The 16,896-nt window shown below is 69.7% G+C and carries 21 protein-coding genes; 17 read left to right on the top strand and 4 right to left on the bottom strand.

Translation table 11 applies throughout. The annotated features are described in order from the left end of the window. Positions 1–126: 126 nt before the first annotated feature. Positions 127–756 carry a cytochrome c5 family protein gene (locus tag A9977_RS08335; RefSeq protein WP_183024412.1) on the top strand — a complete coding sequence of 210 codons (630 nt, stop codon included), beginning with the start codon at positions 127–129 and terminating at the stop codon, positions 754–756. A 78-nt stretch (positions 757–834) separates the two neighbouring features. On the opposite strand, the gene A9977_RS08340 is transcribed toward A9977_RS08335, so the two are convergent. The 3 genes from A9977_RS08340 to A9977_RS08350 form a co-directional block, all read right to left on the bottom strand. Then, on the bottom strand, positions 835–1,371 hold the full coding sequence (locus A9977_RS08340) for a DUF2946 family protein (protein WP_183024413.1): 537 nt from the start codon (positions 1,369–1,371) through the stop codon (positions 835–837). A gap of 150 nt (positions 1,372–1,521) precedes the next feature. Further along, the gene (locus A9977_RS08345) at positions 1,522–2,502 is read right to left on the bottom strand and encodes a YheT family hydrolase (RefSeq protein ID WP_183024414.1); all 981 of its coding nucleotides are present in this window, start codon (positions 2,500–2,502) and stop codon (positions 1,522–1,524) included. 17 nt (positions 2,503–2,519) lie between these two features. Beyond that, positions 2,520–2,972 carry a nuclear transport factor 2 family protein gene (locus A9977_RS08350; RefSeq protein WP_183024415.1) on the bottom strand — a complete coding sequence of 151 codons (453 nt, stop codon included), beginning with the start codon at positions 2,970–2,972 and terminating at the stop codon, positions 2,520–2,522. A gap of 23 nt (positions 2,973–2,995) precedes the next feature. Here A9977_RS08350 and A9977_RS08355 point away from each other — a divergent pair, with 23 nt between their 5' ends. The 7 genes from A9977_RS08355 to rutF are packed head-to-tail and all read left to right on the top strand — an operon-like array spanning position 2,996 to position 7,481. Continuing rightward, positions 2,996–3,193, top strand: a complete 198-nt coding sequence (locus A9977_RS08355; RefSeq protein WP_183024416.1) for a hypothetical protein — start codon at positions 2,996–2,998, stop codon at positions 3,191–3,193. Next, the gene (gene rutA, locus A9977_RS08360) at positions 3,190–4,302 is read left to right on the top strand and encodes a pyrimidine utilization protein A (protein WP_183024417.1); all 1,113 of its coding nucleotides are present in this window, start codon (positions 3,190–3,192) and stop codon (positions 4,300–4,302) included. The genes A9977_RS08355 and rutA overlap by 4 nt, the downstream gene beginning before the upstream one ends. Positions 4,303–4,316: 14 nt before the next feature. Then, positions 4,317–5,108: a pyrimidine utilization protein B gene (gene rutB / locus A9977_RS08365; RefSeq protein WP_259651862.1), complete on the top strand. Its 792-nt coding sequence runs from the start codon at positions 4,317–4,319 to the stop codon at positions 5,106–5,108. A 24-nt stretch (positions 5,109–5,132) separates the two neighbouring features. Then, positions 5,133–5,525, top strand: coding sequence for a pyrimidine utilization protein C (gene rutC, locus A9977_RS08370; protein WP_183024418.1), 393 nt, complete (start codon positions 5,133–5,135; stop codon positions 5,523–5,525). Positions 5,526–5,530: 5 nt separating this feature from the next. Beyond that, positions 5,531–6,337, top strand: coding sequence for a pyrimidine utilization protein D (gene rutD, locus A9977_RS08375; protein ID WP_183024419.1), 807 nt, complete (start codon positions 5,531–5,533; stop codon positions 6,335–6,337). Then, on the top strand, positions 6,334–6,930 hold the full coding sequence (locus A9977_RS08380) for a malonic semialdehyde reductase (protein ID WP_183024420.1): 597 nt from the start codon (positions 6,334–6,336) through the stop codon (positions 6,928–6,930). The genes rutD and A9977_RS08380 overlap by 4 nt, the downstream gene beginning before the upstream one ends. Before the next feature lie 14 nt (positions 6,931–6,944). Further along, on the top strand, positions 6,945–7,481 hold the full coding sequence (gene rutF, locus A9977_RS08385) for an NADH-dependent FMN reductase RutF (protein WP_405054673.1): 537 nt from the start codon (positions 6,945–6,947) through the stop codon (positions 7,479–7,481). A gap of 116 nt (positions 7,482–7,597) precedes the next feature. On the opposite strand, the gene rutR is transcribed toward rutF, so the two are convergent. Beyond that, positions 7,598–8,308, bottom strand: coding sequence for an HTH-type transcriptional regulator RutR (gene rutR / locus A9977_RS08390; RefSeq protein WP_183024421.1), 711 nt, complete (start codon positions 8,306–8,308; stop codon positions 7,598–7,600). 230 nt (positions 8,309–8,538) lie between these two features. Here rutR and A9977_RS08395 point away from each other — a divergent pair, with 230 nt between their 5' ends. The 9 genes from A9977_RS08395 to A9977_RS08435 all read left to right on the top strand — a co-directional run bounded on the left by A9977_RS08395 (position 8,539) and on the right by A9977_RS08435 (position 16,895). Beyond that, the gene (locus A9977_RS08395; protein ID WP_183024422.1) at positions 8,539–9,540 is read left to right on the top strand and encodes an isopenicillin N synthase family oxygenase; all 1,002 of its coding nucleotides are present in this window, start codon (positions 8,539–8,541) and stop codon (positions 9,538–9,540) included. A 4-nt stretch (positions 9,541–9,544) separates the two neighbouring features. Beyond that, positions 9,545–9,931: a VOC family protein gene (locus A9977_RS08400; protein ID WP_183024423.1), complete on the top strand. Its 387-nt coding sequence runs from the start codon at positions 9,545–9,547 to the stop codon at positions 9,929–9,931. A gap of 62 nt (positions 9,932–9,993) precedes the next feature. Continuing rightward, on the top strand, positions 9,994–11,100 hold the full coding sequence (locus A9977_RS08405) for a BMP family ABC transporter substrate-binding protein (protein WP_220811602.1): 1,107 nt from the start codon (positions 9,994–9,996) through the stop codon (positions 11,098–11,100). 3 nt (positions 11,101–11,103) lie between these two features. Further along, positions 11,104–12,630 (top strand): ABC transporter ATP-binding protein, encoded by a 1,527-nt coding sequence (locus A9977_RS08410; protein WP_183024424.1) that lies wholly within the window; start codon positions 11,104–11,106, stop codon positions 12,628–12,630. Then, positions 12,623–13,765, top strand: a complete 1,143-nt coding sequence (locus A9977_RS08415) for an ABC transporter permease (RefSeq protein ID WP_183024425.1) — start codon at positions 12,623–12,625, stop codon at positions 13,763–13,765. The genes A9977_RS08410 and A9977_RS08415 overlap by 8 nt, the downstream gene beginning before the upstream one ends. Continuing rightward, positions 13,762–14,694 (top strand): ABC transporter permease, encoded by a 933-nt coding sequence (locus A9977_RS08420; protein WP_183024426.1) that lies wholly within the window; start codon positions 13,762–13,764, stop codon positions 14,692–14,694. The genes A9977_RS08415 and A9977_RS08420 overlap by 4 nt, the downstream gene beginning before the upstream one ends. After that, positions 14,691–15,365: a cysteine hydrolase family protein gene (locus A9977_RS08425; RefSeq protein ID WP_183024427.1), complete on the top strand. Its 675-nt coding sequence runs from the start codon at positions 14,691–14,693 to the stop codon at positions 15,363–15,365. Before A9977_RS08420 ends, A9977_RS08425 begins: the two co-directional genes overlap by 4 nt. 51 nt (positions 15,366–15,416) lie before the next feature. Next, positions 15,417–16,019: a LemA family protein gene (locus A9977_RS08430; RefSeq protein ID WP_259651863.1), complete on the top strand. Its 603-nt coding sequence runs from the start codon at positions 15,417–15,419 to the stop codon at positions 16,017–16,019. Positions 16,020–16,037: 18 nt separating this feature from the next. Then, positions 16,038–16,895 carry a YgcG family protein gene (locus A9977_RS08435; RefSeq protein ID WP_183024428.1) on the top strand — a complete coding sequence of 286 codons (858 nt, stop codon included), beginning with the start codon at positions 16,038–16,040 and terminating at the stop codon, positions 16,893–16,895. Position 16,896 lies beyond the last annotated feature (1 nt).

Genomic DNA, 16,896 nt, shown 5'->3' on the forward strand with positions numbered 1-16,896 from the left:
GGCGCCGCGCACCTGCCACGCCTGCACCACGATGGGCAACACAGTCCGTCGATCTCTGGGGCCTTCCCTATAATCGCGGGTTGATTTCGCCCGACCCCCCGAGAAGCCCCCGATTTTGAGGACGCCATGAGCGCAGACCCGCACTACCAGGCCACAGAAGAAGCCCACACCGGCCCCATCAAGAACCCGAAGCAACTGCTGCTGGCGGTCTTTTTCTCGTTCATCGCCCCCATCGCGATCATCGTGGGCCTCGTGTCCTACGTGGTCTCCGGCAACCGGCCCTCGGGTGCGGCGCAGGGCGACAACATGTCGCTCTACGGCGTGTCGCAGGACACGCGCGACCGCGAGGTGGCCGATCGCCTGAAGAAGGTGGGCTCGATCGAGATCCGCGATGCCAACCGTGCGCTGGCCGCCGGCGAGGTCGTGTTCAAGGCGCAGTGCGTGGCCTGCCACGGCGCGCCCGGCATTCCCGGCGCACCCCACCTGAACGACGCCGCGGCCTGGGGCCCGCGCATCGGCCAGGGCTACGCCACGCTGCTCGAGCATGCACTCAAGGGCAAGGGCGCGATGCCGCCGCAGGGCGGCGGGGATTTCGAAGACCTCGAGATCGGCCGTGCCGTGGTCTACATGGCCAATGCAGCCGGTGGCAAGTTCCCGGTGCCCGAGCGCCCGGCCGCCGGCGCTGCGCCCGCGGACGGTGCGGCACCCGCCGCCGAGGGCGCGGCCTCCGCGCCGGTCGCCGCCGCGAGCAAGTAAACGCGGCGCCAGCGTCTTCGACGCTGCCGCTCTCGAACGAAGCCGGCCTTGTGCCGGCTTTTTCTTTGGTGGGGTCGCTCAGCCCGCCGAGGCCTGGTGCGCGGCCGGGCTCAGCACATGGCCGAAGCGCGCCGGCAGGTCGGCGGCCTGCACCGGTTCCGGCTGCGGCCACAGGCCCTGCTCGAGGGCGTCGGCCGCCAGGCCCATGTCCTGCGTGTGCACCAGCCCCAGCCCCAGCGGCGTCGCCAGGTAGAGCTTGCCGTCCTCGTCGAGCAATGGCTGACCGTGCGTAGTGGGCGTGCCGGCGTGGCTGCGCACCGAGAAGTCGTCGCCGATGCGCCAGACCCACGGCGCGGCCTCGAGCTCGACGTAGACCCGTTGCGGGCCGTTCTGGAAGAACCACTGGCCGGCCTCGTCGGCCTCGTAGTTGCGCTGGATGAAGTCGATCAGCTTGTCGTGTCGCAGCAGCGAGCCCTTGGCGGCGGGGAAGGGGCCTTCGGCCTGTGTGCGGTCGTCCCGCATGTACCAGTTGCCGCGCGCGTCGAGGCCGAGCCAGCCGTGGCAGTGCGGGACGTTGGGCCACTTCGCGAGGGCCTGTTTGACAATCTCATCCATAGAGGTATTTTGCTCGCCCCCAGGCTCCGCGCCACTTCGTGTCGCTTCTCCCTCCCCCTACCGGGGGCGCCATCTGCGGCCCGGCGAAGCCGGTTCCGCGATGGCCCTGGAAAAAAAACGGGGCGGTGGTCCTGGCAATACCCTGTGGATTCAGCGGGGCAGGTGCTGCGCCAGCCAGCCGCCCACGCGTTCGGGCATGCCGCGCACGTGGCCGGGGGGCAGGCCCAGCGGGAAGCCGACGTGGCCGCCGTGCGCGGGTTGCCACAGCGTGACATGGGGGCCGACCTCGGACGGGCGCGGCAGGCTGTCGGCGGGCACGAAGGGGTCGTTGAGGGCGTTCACCACCAGGGTCGGCACCCGGACCGCCTGCAGGTGCGGCTTGGCCGAGCCGCGGCCCCAGTAGTCGTCGGTGTCCCTGAAGCCGTGCAGCGGGGCGGTGAACACGTTGTCGAAGGCGTGCAGGTCGCCGGCCGCCAGCAGCGCGTCGCGGTCGAACAGGCCCGGGTGCTGGGCCAGCTTGGCCAGCGCCTTGGGCTTCATGGTCGACAGGAACATGCGCGTGTAGACCAGCCGGTTGAAGCCGCGGCCGATCGCCGCGCCGCCGGCCGCCAGGTCCACCGGCGCCGAGACCGCGGCCACGGCGCGCACGGTGCGCGTGGCCGTGGTGCCGGCTTCCTCGGCCCAGCGCAGGAGCGCGTTGCCGCCCAGCGAGACGCCGGCCGCCAGCAGCGCCGCGCCCGGCGGGCGCCCCGCGGCGCAGCGTTCGAGCATCCAGCCGATCTCCTCGAAATCGCCCGAGTGGTAGGCCCGCGGCGCCAGGTTGATCTCGCCGCTGCAGCCGCGGAAATGCGGCACCGCGAAGGCCCAGCCGCGCGCGGCGGCGAAGGCCGCGAAGGCTTCGGCGTAGTGGCTGCGGGAGGAGCCCTCGAGGCCGTGGAACAGCACCAGCAGCGGCGCGGCCGGGTCGGCGGCGTCGATGCGGTCGACGTCGACGAAATCGCCGTCCGGCGTGGTCCAGCGCTCGCGCCGGTAGACCGGCGGCGCGCCGTCCACGCGGCGCGCCCAGAGCGCCGGCCAGATGGTCTGCAGGTTGCCGCCCGGCAACCAGTGCGGCGCGCGGTAGGACTGCATGGCTTGCACGGTCGGCCTCAATGCAGGGTCTGGCGCGCGGTGTCGTCCTCGTCGGGCTCGCGCGCGCTGCCCGGGCTGGCATGGTGGGCCACCAGGCGCCAGCCCTGGGCGGTCTTGTGATAGACGTTGGTGGCCAGCACGAAGGCATGCTGCGGCCCTTCGGCCGTGAGCACCTCGATGCGTTCGAGCACGTTGTGCACCGCGCTGGCCAGCGATTCGACCTTGCGCACGCGCGCCGGCCGCACATGGATCGCGCCGTGGCCGAACATCTGCTCGAAGGCCGCGCGGATCGCGACCGGGCCCACCAGCCGGGGGCCGCCCGGGTGCACGCAGAACACCTCGTCGTCGTCCGACCAGCAGCCCATCAGTGCATCGATGTCGCCGCGCTGCAGCGCCTCATAGAAGGCGGCTTCGACGTCGTCGGCAGTGCCGCCGACGGCGGCGGCGGCGCGGAGTGGGGTCTTGGGCATGGCGTGATTCTGCCGCGCCGCCCGTGACCGCGGCGCTGCACCGCTTTGGGCCGGCCCGCACCGTGCTGCCGCGCATCGCATGGATCGTTCGCTCCATTTTGGACCAAATGGACAAAACCTTGCCATCGATCCTTCATAAGTCATTGATTCATAATAACTTATCGGCCTGGCACGCCGCATGCAAGGAGCTTCGCAACCCCGCAACAGGAGTCCTTTCATGAACGTCGGCATCTTCATCCCCATCGGCAACAACGGCTGGCTGCTGTCCGAAAACGCTCCCCAGTACAAGCCCAGCTTCGCGCTCAACAAGGAGATCACGCTGAAGGCCGAGCGCTACGGCGTGGACTTCGCGCTGTCCATGATCAAGCTGCGCGGCTTCGGCGGCAAGACCGAGTTCTGGGACCACAACCTCGAGTCCTTCACGCTCATGGCCGGCCTCGCGGCCGTCACCAGCAAGATCAAGCTCTACGCCACCGCCGCCTCGCTGGTGATGCCGCCGGCCATCGTGGCGCGCATGTCGGCCACCATCGACTCCATCTCCAACGGCCGCTTCGGCCTCAACCTGGTCACCGGCTGGCAGCGCCCCGAGTACTCGCAGATGGGCATGTGGCCCGGCGACCAGTTCTTCGGCACGCGCTACGCGTACCTCAGTGAGTACATCCAGGTGCTGCGCGATCTCTGGGGCACCGGCCAGTCCGACTTCAAGGGCGAGCACTTCCAGATGGACGACTGCCGCATGAGCCCGCAGCCGCAGGCCGACATGAAGGTCATCTGCGCGGGCCAGAGCGACGCGGGCATGGACTTCTCCGCCACCCACGCCGACTACAACTTCTGCTTCGGCAAGGGCGTGAACACGCCCAAGGCCTTCGCGCCCGCGGCCCAGAAGCTCATCGAGGCGACGGCCAAGACCGGCCGCCATGTCACCACCTACGTGCTGATGATGTTGATCGCCGACGAGAGCGACGAGGCCGCGCGCGCCAAGTGGGAACACTACAAGGCCGGCGCCGACCACGAGGCCATCGCCTGGCTGGGCCAGCAGGGCGCGGTCGACACCAAGTCCGGCGCCGACACCAACGTGCGCCAGATGGCCGACCCGACCTCCGCCGTGAACATCAACATGGGCACGCTGGTGGGCTCGTATGAAAGCGTCGCGCGCATGCTCGACGAGGTGGCCGAGGTGCCCGGCACCGAGGGCGTGCTGCTGACCTTCGACGATTTCCTGCTGGGCGTGGAAGCCTTCGGCGAGCGCATCCAGCCGCTGATGAAGAGCCGCGCGCATGTGCAAAGCCCCGTGCCTTCGCAGGTCGAGCCCGAGCGCCTGGCGGCCTGACGCAGGGGACGCACATGACCACCCCCGCACGCAACACCACCCTCACCTCGACCACGCCCGTCGGCGCGCCGCGCCTGCCCGGCGCACCCGCGCCCGTGGTGCTGCCCGCGCGCCCCGAGCCGCTCGCGCTGCACGCCAGTGACACCGCGCTGGTCGTGGTCGACATGCAGAACGCCTATGCCTCGATCGGCGGTTATGTCGACTCGGCCGGCTTCGACATCTCCGGCGCGCAGGGCACCATCGCCCACATCGTGCGCGCCATCGCGGCGGCGCGCGCGGCCGGCATGCTGGTCGTGTTTTTGCAGAACGGCTGGGACGCCGCCTACGTGGAAGCCGGCGGCCCCGGTTCGCCCAACTGGCACAAGTCGAACGCGCTCAAGACCATGCGCGCCCAGCCCGCGCTGCAGGGCAAGTTCCTCGCCAAGGGTGGTTGGGACTACGAACTCATCGACCAGATGAAGCCGCAGCCCGGCGACATCGTGGTGCCCAAGACGCGCTACAGCGGCTTCTTCAACAGCACGCTCGACAGCACGCTGCGCGCGCGTGGCATCCGCCATCTGGTGTTCACCGGCATCGCGACCAACGTGTGCGTGGAGTCGACGCTGCGCGACGCCTTCCATCTCGAGTACTTCGCCGTGATGCTGGAAGACGCCACGCACGAACTGGGCGGCCCGGCCATCCAGAAGGCCTCCGTCTACAACGTCGAGACCTTCTTCGGCTGGGTCTCCACGGCGGACCAGTTCTGCGCCACCTTCGCGCCGCAAGCCCTTGCCCAACCCGTAGCGGCCGAAGCGGCCATCGCCTGATTCACTTCACCGAGGAGTTTTCCAATGCCCAAGCAAGCCATCATCCCGCCCGGCACCGGCGTGCCGCTCGCCCCCTACGTCCCCGGCACGCTCGCCGACGGCGTGCTCTACGTCTCGGGCACGCTGCCCTTCGACAAGGACAACAACGTGGTGCACGTGGGCGACGCCGCCGCGCAGACGCGTCACGTCCTCACCACCATCCAGGGGGTGGTCGAAGCGGCCGGCGGCACCATGGACGACGTGACCTTCAACCAGATCATGCTCAGGGACTGGGCCGACTACGCGAAGATCAACACGGTGTATGCGGAGTTCTTCCCCGGCACCAAGCCCGCGCGCTACTGCATCCAGTGCGGGCTGGTGAAGCCCGACGCGCTGGTCGAGATCGCCTCGACCGCGCACATCGGAAAGAAGGGCTGACGCGCATGTCGCCGCTGCATTTCGAAGTGCATGGTCCCGTCGATGCGGCATCGACGGTGCTGCTGTCCTCGGGCCTCGGTGGCTCGGCCGGCTTCTGGCAGCCGCAGCTGGGCGCGCTGATCGCGGCCGGCCACCGCGTGATCGCCTACGACCAGCGCGGCACCGGCCGCAGCCCCGCCGCCTTGCCCGCGGCCTATGCGATCGAGGACATGGCGCGGGACGTGCTGGAGATCCTCGACGCCACCCGCACCGCGCACTGCCACTTCGCGGGCCATGCGCTGGGCGGCCTGGTCGGGCTGCAGTTGGCGCTCGATGCACCGTCGCGTGTGGCCAGCCTGGTGCTCGTCAATGCCTGGTCCAGGCCCAACCCGCATTCGGCGCGCTGCTTCGATGCACGGCTCGGGTTGCTGGGCGCCGTCGGCCCGCGTGCCTACGTGGAAGCGCAGCCGATCTTCCTCTACCCCGCCGCGTGGGCCGCCGCGCATGCGAAGCGCGTGCAGGACGAGGTCGACCACGCCTTCGCCCATTTCCCGGGCGAGGCCAACATGCGCGCGCGCATCGCCGCGCTGCGCGCCTTCGACATCGACGCGCGCCTGGCCGACATCGCCGCGCCCACGCTGGTGGCCGCCGCCAAGGACGACGTGCTCGTGCCCTGGACCTGCTCGCAGCGCCTGGCCGACGGACTGCCGAACGCCACGCTCAACCTCATGGCGCATGGCGGCCACGCGCACAGCGTGACCGAGGCCAACGCCTTCAACAGCACCCTGCTGGCCTTCCTCTCGCGGGTCAGCGCATCCGCCGTTCCCGCATGACCCCCCCTTCCACACTCGACGACGCCGCGCTCGCGCTGCTCTTCACCGCCGCCCGCAGCCACAACGGCTGGACCGAGGAACCCGTCACCGACGCACAGCTGAAGCAGGTCTATGCGCTCGCCAGCCTGGGCCCGACCTCGGCCAACTGTTCGCCCGCGCGCTTCGTGTTCGTGCGCACGCCCGAAGGCAAGCAGCGCCTGGCGCCCGCGCTGTCCAAGGGCAACCTCGACAAGACGATGAGCGCGCCGGTCACGGTCATCGCCGCCTGGGACCGCCGCTTCTACGACCAGCTGCCCACCCTGTTCCCGCACACCGACGCACGCAGCTGGTTCACCGGCAGCCCCGAGTCCGCGCACGAGACCGCCTTCCGCAACGCGAGCCTGCAGGCCGGCTACCTGCTGCTGGCCGCACGCGCGGTGGGCCTCGATGCCGGCCCGATGTCGGGCTTCGACAAGGCCAAGGTCGATGCCGCCTTCTTCGAGGGCAGCGACTGGACCGTCAACTTCCTCATCAACCTCGGCCACGGCGACGCGTCGAAGGTGTTCGGGCGCCTGCCGCGCCTGCCCTTCGACGAAGCCTGTAGGCTGGCCTGACGGAGTCCCTCTCCATGCTGAATGCCATGGTTCCCCACGCCGCCCCATCGAACCCCGTCGGCCTGCCCAAGGCCGACTACCGCAACGCGATGGCACGCCTGGGCGCGGCAGTGAACATCATCACCACCGACGGTCCCGCGGGCCGCGCCGGCTTCACGGCCTCGGCCGTGTGCAGCGTGACCGACGAGCCGCCGACGCTGCTGGTGTGCCTCAACCGATCGGCCTCGGTGTACCCGGCGTTCAAGGCCAACGGCGTGCTGTGCGTGAACGTGCTGGCGGCGGGGCACCAGGCGCTGTCCGCACTGTTCGGCGGCAAGACGCCGATGGACGAACGCTTCGCCGCCGGCCGCTGGTGCCACAAGACCACCGGCTCGCCGATGCTCGAGGACGCGGCCGTGTCCTTCGACTGCCGCGTGGTGCATGCCACCAGCGCGGGCACGCACGACGTGCTGTTCTGCGAGGCGGTGGCGATCGCGATCGGGGGGGCGGCGCAGGGGTTGATCTACTTCGACCGGCGATATCACGAGATTGCGGCACCGGCGCAGCACTGAATGGCTCCTTCCCCCTCCGGGGGAAGGCTGGGATGGGGGCAGGCAGAGCGCTCGATGGATACGCTGCTTGCCCCCACCCCAACCCTCCCCCGGAAGGGGAGGGCGCAAGGCAATGCTCAACGCGGCGCGATGCCGTGCAGCACGATCCGCTGCACGTTCTCCACCGTCTGCTCGAAGAAGGCCGCATCGTCCAGCGTGTGGCCCGTCAGCGCCTGCACCTGCACGCCGAAATCGGCGTAGTGCTGCGTCACTGCCCACAGCGCGAAGATCAGGTGGTGCGCATCGACCGGTGCCAGCTTGCCGGCTTCGATCCAGGCGCGAATCACTTCCGACTTCTTCTCCACCAGCGCGCGCAGCTCGCGGTCCAGCTCGTCGCGCAGCAGCGGCGCGCCCTGGATCATCTCGAGGCAGAACAGCCGCGACGCGTCGGGCCGGTCGCGCGACACCACCAGCTTGCGCCGGATGTAGCCGCCGATGGCCTCGGCCGGGTCCTGCTCGGCGCTGAAGCCGCGCAGCGGTTCGAGCCACAGCGCGAGCAGGTCGCGCAGCACGTTGACGTAGAGCTCCTCCTTGTTCGCGAAGTAGTAGAGCAGGTTGCTCTTCGACACATCGGCGCGCGCCGCCACCTGGTCGATCGAGGTGCCGTGCAGGCCGAAGCGCGAGAACAGCCCCAGCGCCGCGCCGAGGATCGCGCTGCGCTTGTCCTCGATCTGGCGCAGGCGCCGGCTCACGGACGACGGGCTGCGCACCGCCGGCTTGGCGCGCTTGCGCGCCGCGGGGGGCTCGGTGTTGCTGCTGGCTGCGGCCAGCGCCTTGGTCTTCGGCATCTTTCCTCTCTGTTCTCTTTTCTTCGTCGTCATCCGCGTCGATGCGCGAAGCACGCACCACTGTAAGGCCGCGGTGCATCGACTTGCGTCATGCGAGGCCGGCGGAGGGCCCCGCGGTGCACCAGCCTGACGCGGAAAAAGCGATTTGTCCATTTGGTCCAACTGGCACAGACGTTGCAAGGCGAGAGGCGTGCCAGTTCCCGAATGAATGCGTCCATGAGGAAGTCGCCATGACCCTGTTGTCCGTTCCCATCATCGATCTCGCGCCCTACTTCGACGGCAGCGCCGAAGGCAAGTCGGCGGTCGCGAGACAGGTTGACGAAGCCTGCCGAAGCATCGGCTTCCTCGTCATCACCCACCACGGCATTGCGCCCGGGCTGATCGAGCGCGTGTCCTCGCTCTCGCGCCGGTTCTTCGAGCTGCCGCTGGCCGAGAAGCGCAAGGTCGACCGGCCGCGCGAAGACGCGGTGCGCGGCTACAGCGCGGTGGGAGAGGAGGGGCTCTCGTACAGCCTCGAGGAGGTGGCGCCGGGCGACCTCAAGGAGTCGTTCTCCATCGGCCCGTCGAACGTGCCCGACGACGACTACCACCGCGGCCCCGCCGCCGGCCCGCACTTCGAGCCCAACAGCTGGCCGCCCATCGAAGGCTTCCGCGAAGCCTACGAGGCGTACTTCGAGGCCATGAGCGATCTCTCGCGCTCGCTGATGCGCATCTTCGCGCTCGGCCTCTCGCTGCCCGAGACCTTCTTCGACGACAAGATCGACGCGCACATCAGCATGTTCCGCGTGCTGAGCTACCCGCCGCAGCGCGAGCAGCCGTTGCCGGGCCAGTTGCGTGCGGGCGCGCACAGCGACTACGGCAGCCTCACCATCGTGCTGCCCGACGACAAGGGCCTGCAGGTCTTCAACAAGGCCGGTCAGTGGGTCGACGTGCCGCAGGTCGAGGGCGGGCTGGTGGTGAACATCGCCGACCTGATGATGCAGTGGACCAACGACCAGTGGGTGTCCACGCTGCACCGCGTGACCAACCCGCCCTTCGAGGTGGCGAGCACCAACCGCCGCCAGTCGCTGGTGTTCTTCCACCAGCCCAACTACGACGCGATGGTCGAGTGCCTGCCCAGCTGCCTCGCACCGGGCGAACAGCCCAAGTACGCGCCGATCAGCTCGGGCGACCACCTGACCTCCAAGTTCGTCAAGCAGACGACCTTCGGCGGCACCAAGGTGACGGCCTGACGCCATGGCGCATCTTTCCTACGTCAACGTCTTTGCCAAGGACGTGGTCGCGCTCAGCGGCTTCTACCAGCGCGTGTTCGGCTTCCCCGAGATCGAGGCGATCCGCTCGCCGATCTTCCGCGGGCTGGACACGGGCAAGTCCAGCCTGGGCTTCAACTCGCTCGATGCCTACGAACTGCTGCAGCTGGCCGAGTTCTCCGACACGCGCGGCGTCAAGTTCCTGCTGAACATCGACGTCGACAGCCAGGCCGAGGTCGACCGCATGGTGCCCGTCGCGCTCGAGGCCGGCGCCACGCTGGTCAAGGCGCCCTATGTCACCTACTACCACTGGTACCAGTCGGTGCTGCTCGACCCCGAAGGCAATGTGTTCCGCATCAACTTCATGATGTGACGCGCGCTGCACCGGTCCTTCTTTTTCCTTCCTCCTCCAAGCTTCTTTCCAAAGGTCGTTCCATGCAGTTGCGCACCCTCACTCCCGGCCTGGGCCTCGCGATGGGCCTCGTGGCCGGCGGCGCCGTCTTCACCACGCTGCCCGCCGCGGCCGCCGACGGCTTCACGCTCAAGGACAAGCCGAAGATCGCGATGCTCTACTTCGGCCCCAAGAACGACGGTGGCTGGACCCAGGCCTTCGACGAGGCGCGGCTGAAGATCGAGAAGGAGCTCGGCCAGAAGATCCAGTTCGTCGAGAACGTGCCCGAAGACGCGTCCGCCATCAAGCCCGCGGCCGAGAAGTTCATCCAGCGCGGCGCCAACATCGTGATCGGCACCGCCTTCGGCTACTCCGACAGCTTCAAGGACCTGGCGGCCAAATACCCCGACGTGGCCTTTCTCAACGGCTCGGGCACCACCAACGGCACCAACCTCGAGTCCTTCTACGGCCGCACCTACGAGAGCCAGTACCTGTGCGGCATGGCGGCCGGCGCGGCCTCGAAGACCGGCAAGCTGGGCTTCGTCGCGGCCAACCCCTTCGGCGTGGTGAACTGGACCGTCAACGCCTTCGCGCTGGGCGCGCAGAAGGTGAACCCGAACGCGACCGTCAACGTGATCTACACCGGCGCCTGGAACGACCCCGTCAAGGAACGCGCCGCCGCCGCTGCATTGATCGACCAGGGCGCCGACGTGATCGGCCAGCACGTCGACAGCCCGACGCCGCAGATCGTCGCGCAGGAGCGCGGCGTGTACGGCACCGGCCACCACCGCGACCTGCGCCAGTTCGCGCCCAAGGCCACGCTGTGCTCCTCGGTGTGGGTGTGGGACCGCTTCCTCGTGCCCGAGCTCAAGAAGGTCATCGCCGGCGGCTGGAAGCCCGCGCAATACGGCGCCTTCATCGAGATGAAGGACGGCGGCACCGACATCGCGGGCTTCGGCCCGGCCGTGCCCAAGGACAAGGCCGCGCTGATCACCGCCGAGCGCGAGGCGATCCTCAAGGGCAAGCAGGTCTACGCCGGCCCGCTGGCCGACCGCGACGGCAAGGAGCGCGTGGCCAAGGGCGCGGTGCTCTCGGATGCCGAGCTGTGGAAGATGGACTGGTTCGTCAAGGGCGTGGTCACGCAGAAGTAAGCCATGCCCAACGCGCTCGAACTCACCGGCATCCGCAAGTCCTTCGACGGTTTCGCGGCGCTGACCGACGCCCATTTCGCCGCGCGCTGGGGCGAGGTGCATGCCCTGCTGGGCGAGAACGGCGCGGGCAAGTCCTCGCTGATGAACATCGCGGCCGGGCTCTATGCGCCCGAGGCCGGCCAGCTGCTGGTCGATGACAACGCGGTGCGCTTCGCCGGCCCGCGCGACGCGGCCAGGCACCGCATCGGCATGGTCCACCAGCACTTCAAGCTGGTGCGGCCGTTCACGGTGGCGCAGAACATTTTGCTCACCGCGCCGCCGCCGGCCGCGTACCAGCGCCATGGCGAGCGGCTGCGCACGATCGAGCGCGCCATCCGCGACAAGGCCGCGGAACTGGGCTTCGACATCGATCCGGCCCAGCGCGTCGATGCGCTGTCGATCGCCGAGCAGCAGCGCGTCGAGATCCTCAAGGTGCTGCTCGCGGGTGCGCGCATCCTGATCCTCGACGAGCCCACGGCCGTGCTGACCGACCAGGAGGCCGCGCGCCTGCTGCAGACGGTGCGGGGCCTGGCGCGTCAGGGCGCGGCGGTGGTGCTGGTCACGCACAAGATGGCCGACGTGAAGACCTATGCCGACCGCGTGACCGTGATGCGCGGCGGCCGCACGGTCGCCACCCTGCAGCCCGACCAGGCCTCGGTCGCCGAACTGGTGAAGCTCACGGTGGGCGAGTCGGTCGCGGCCGCGGGCTTCCAGCCGGCGAAGACGGCGCGCGGTGCGGTGCGCCTGTCGGTGCGCGGGCTGCGCACGCCCGCTTCGCCCGAAGGCCGGCGGGTGCTCGACGGCGTCGAGCTCGAACTGCACGCGGGCGAGATCTACGGCCTGGCCGGCGTCGGCGGCAACGGGCAGGGCGAACTCGCGGGTGCGATCATGGGCTTGCCGGGCGAAGCCACCGAAGGCGAGATCCGCCTCGAAGGCCATGGCGATCTCAAGACCCTGGCCGCTTCCGCGCGCCGCGGCATCGGCATCGCCGCGATCCCGGCCGACCGCTACGGGCTCGCGCTCGCGGGCGGCCTGTCGGTGGCCGAGAACTACGCCATCGGCCGCGTCCATACCGGCCGCTACGGCCCGGTGTGGCGGCTGCGCCGGCAGCTGATCCAGCGCGACACGCAGGAGGCCGTGCGGGCCTTCGACGTGCAGGGCGTGCGCTCGGTGGCGCAGAAGGCCGCGCTGCTGTCGGGTGGCAACGCGCAGAAGCTGGTGCTGGCCCGCGAGTTCGGCAAGGCGCCGACGCTGGTGCTGGCCCACAGCCCCAGCCGCGGCCTCGACGTGCGCGCCAGCGCCGAGGTGCATGCGCGCCTTCGCGCCGCCCGCGACGGCGGTGCGGCCGTGCTGCTGATCAGCGAGGACCTCGACGAGGTGCTGCAGCTGGCCGACCGCGTGGGCGTGATGACGCGCGGGCGCATCGCCGGCGAATTTGCGCAGCCCGCCGACCGGCAGGCGATCGGACAGGCGATGGTGGACCATGGCTGAAGCATCCCTCTCCGCCGACTTGGCGCACGCGCCCAAGGCCGCGCCCGCACCGGCGCCGCAGCCGCTCGCAGGCCGCCGCTACGCGCTCGAGATCCGCCAGCACATGGCCTGGCGCTGGCAGGCGCTGATCCTCGCGGCCGCGCTGCTGGTGGGCTTCGGCCTCTCCGCCGCGATCCTGGTGGCGGCCGGCGTGCCCGCCGGCGAACTGGCCAACGAGTTCATCACCCAGACCTTCCTCGACGGCCAGAACTTCCGCGCCGTGCTGTTCCAGGCCGCGCCGATGATCCTGGTCGGGCTGGCCGGCGCCATCGCCTTCCGCGCGCGCTTCTGGAATCTGGGGCTCGAGGGCCAGATGGTCTGGGGCGCGATCGGCGCGACCGCCATCTCGATGTGGCAGGTCGGCCCCGAGCCCTTGCGGCTGCCGCTGATGTTCGTCGCGGCCATCGGCTGCGGCCTGCTGTGGGTGTGGGGCCCCGCGTGGCTCAAGCTGAAGCTGGGCGTGAACGAGATCATCTCGACGCTGATGCTCAACTACATGGCGGCCAACTTCCTGCTGCACTTGGTCTACGGCAGCTGGAAGGACCCGAAGGACAACTTCCCCTATTCGCCGCAGTTCCGCGTGTTCGAACGGCTGCCCGAACTGGGTGGCGGCGTGGGCAGTTCGATCCTGCTCGCGGGCGTGGTGGCGCTGCTGGCCTGGTGGCTGGTGAGCGTGAGCCGCGTGGGTCTGTACCTGCGCTTCGTCGATGCGAACCCGCGCGTGGCGCATGCCAATGGCGTGCCGGTGCGGCGCACCATCTACGGCGCGGTGCTGCTGTCGGGCGCGATGGCCGGGCTCGCGGGCTTCGCGGTGGTGGCGGGGCAGGAGGGCCGGCTCACGCAGGCCTTCTACCAGGGCTACGGCTTCTCCGGCATCCTGATCGCCTTCCTGGCGCGCAACAACCCGCTGGCGGCCACGGTGGTGGCGCTGCTGGTGGCGGCGCTGTTCGTCACCGGGCGCAGCCTGCAGGTCTTCTACCAGGTGCCGTTCTCGATGGTGCAGCTGATCCAGGCCCTCATCGTGGTGTGCGTGGCCTCGAGCGACTTCTTCATCCGCCACCGGCTGCGCCGCGTGGGCGGGGAGGGCGCGCAATGAGCGGCGGTGTGATCCTCAACTGGCTCGCGAGCACGCCGGACTTCGCGGTGCCCTATGCGCTCGCGGCGCTCGGCCTGATCATCTGCGAGCGCGCGGGCGTGCTCGCGCTGGGTGCCGAAGGGCTGATGCTGGTCGGCGCGCTGGCCGGCATCGGCGCGCAGATCGCGCTGGGTCAGCCCGCGGTGTCGCTGGTGCTGGCCATGCTCGCGGCCAGTGTCGTGTCGGTGTTGTTCGCGGTGATGGTGATCTGGCTGCGCGTGAACCAGGTGATCGCCGGGCTGGCGCTGGTGTTCTTCTGCCAGGGGCTCACGGCGCTGGTCGGCTCGATGGCCGACTGGACCAACCACGCGACCGCCGGCATCGGTGCGATGACCCTGTGGCCGCTGTCGATGCTGCCGGGCGTGGGCAAGCTGTTCGAGCAGAACGCGATGGTGTGGCTCACGCTGCCGGTCTTCGGCGCGGTGGCCTGGTTCTTCGCGCGCACCGCCACCGGCCTGCGGTTGCGCGCCGTGGGCGAGAACCCGCAGGCGGCCGACGCGGCCGGCATCCGTGTCACGGCCTGGCGCTTCGCCGCGGTGCTCGCGGGCTCGGCGCTGGTGGGACTGGCAGGCGCCTACATCTCGGTGGTCAGCACCAAGCTGTGGATCGCGGGCATGACCGGCGGGCGCGGCTGGATCGCGGTGGGCCTGGTGATCTTCGCGCGCTGGTCGCCCTGGAAGGCGCTGGTGGGCGCGTTGCTGTTCGGCTGCATCGAGGCGCTGATCCCGCAGCTGGCCGCGGCCGGCGTGCAGCTGCCGCAGTACTTCGTGATGATGACGCCCTATGCGGTGACGCTGGGCGTGATGGTGTGGGTCGCGCTTTCGCGCCGCAGCGTCGACGACGAGCCCGGCGCGCTGGGCCAACCCTATGTGCGGGAGGAACGGCGATGAAGGCCTGGGTCTACAACGAGGCGCGCGAGCTCGATGCCGCGCAGTTCGCCGACTACCTGAACCCGGCCACGACGGCCGTGGTCTCGATCGACATGCACCGGGGCCACCTCGACGACGATCCCGACTGTCCCTGCCCGGCGCCGCGCGCCCGCGACGTGGTGGCGCCCATCGACGGCTTCCATGACGAAGTGCGCGCGCTGGGCGTGCGCATCGTGCACATCAGGTCGGTGCTGCGGCCCGGCGGCGAGGACGACGTCCACGGCATCCCGGCCGCCTGGCGCCGCACCTTCCCGCTGCATGTGGGGCCGATCCCCAACGCCGGCGCGCACGCGCTCGAAGGCTCGAAGTGGACCGAGTGGGTCACGCGCGTGGAACCCGGCGACATGCGCGTGGACAGCAAGCGCCGGTTGTCGGCCTTCTACCCGACCGACCTCGACTTCCTGCTGCGCAACCAGCGCATCGAGACGGTGGTGCTCAACGGCGGCTTCACCGACTGCTGCGTGCTCAACACCGCCTTCGACGCCAACAACCGCAACTACCGCGTGATCGTGCTGCGCGACCTGGTGCGCGGCACCGACCCGCACCTGGAGGGCGCGGCGCTCGCGATGGTGTCGCTGCACCTGGGGCTGGTGATGGATTCGGCGGACTTGCTGCGCCAGTGGCGCGCATAGCCCTCGGCCGCGGCTATGCTACCTTCCGCTTCTTCTGCGGAGGTAATGCACATGATGATGAAGCGCTGGTTCCTGATCCTTGCGGCGGTGGTGTCGCTGAGCGGTTGCGGCTACAACGAGTTCCAGGAACTCGACGAAGCCAGCAAGTCGGCCTGGAGCGAGGTGCTCAACCAGTACCAGCGCCGTGCCGACCTGGTGCCCAACATCGTGGCGACGGTCAAGGGCGAGGCCGCCTTCGAGCAGGACACGCTGACCAAGGTGATCGAGGCGCGCGCCAAGGCCACCTCGATCCAGGTCACGCCCGAGACGCTCAACAACCCCGCGGCCTTCGCCAAGTTCCAGCAGGCGCAGGGCGAGCTGTCGTCGGCCCTGTCGCGGCTGATGGTGGTGGCCGAGCGCTATCCCGATCTCAAGGCCAACCAGGCCTTCCGCGACCTGCGCGTGACGCTCGAAGGCGCCGAGAACCGCATCACCGTCGCGCGCAACCGCTACATCGAGAGCGTGCAGGACTACAACGTGCTCGCGCGCCGCTTCCCCACCAACATCACGGCCATGGTCTTCGGCTACGACCCCAAGCCCAACTTCAGCGTGCAGAACGAAGCGCAGATCTCGGTGCCGCCGACGGTGGACTTCAGTGCACCCAAGAAGCCGTAACGCGGGCCGGCGCGCCGCATGAACAGGCTCCTGGCGCACGGCGGGCGCTGGCTGCTGCTGGCCCTGGCCTTCCTCGCGTGGCCGGTCCTCGCGCAGATGCCCACGGTGGCGTCGGCGCCCAAGCTGCAGCCCGTGCCCGCGCTGAGCGCGCGCGTGATCGACCAGACCGGCACGCTCGACGCGGCCCAGCGCGCCGGCCTCGAGACCCGGCTGGCCGACTTCGAACGGCGCAAGGGCTCGCAGATCGTGCTGCTGATGGTGCCGACCACCGCGCCCGAGGACATCGCGAGCTACGCCAACCGCGTGGCCAACGACTGGAAGATCGGTCGCAAGGACGTGGGTGACGGCCTGCTGGTGGTGGTGGCCAAGGACGACCGCCGCATGCGCATCGAGGTCGCGAAGACGCTCGAGGGCCCGGTGCCCGACCTCTCGGCCAGCCGCATCATCGACGAGGAAATGATGCCGCGCTTTCGCCAGAACGATTTCGCGGGCGGGCTGAACGCGGCCGTCGACCGGCTCGTCGGCCTGGTCGATGGCGAGCCCCTGCCCGAACCCACGCGCCGCAGCGGCGGCGAGCGCGCTTCCGGCGGCGGCATCGACTGGGAGAACCTCGGCATCTTCCTGTTCTTCGGCTTCTTCATCGTGGCGCCGATCGTGCGCCGCATCTTCGGCAAGGTGCTGGGCACGCTGGTGCTGGGCGGCGGCATCGGCACGGTGGCCTTCCTGATCACCGCCAGCCTGTTCACCGCGGTGGTGGCGGGCCTGGTGGCGATGGTCGCCGGGTCCTTCTCCCGTTCGCTGCCCATCGGTGGCGGCGGCTTCAGCTCGGGCGGTGGCGGCAATTTTGGCGGCGGTGGCGCCTCGGGAGGCTGGTGAC

Origin of the sequence: Variovorax sp. UMC13, assembly GCF_014170375.1 — a bacterium.
Lineage (GTDB): Bacteria > Pseudomonadota > Gammaproteobacteria > Burkholderiales > Burkholderiaceae_C > Variovorax.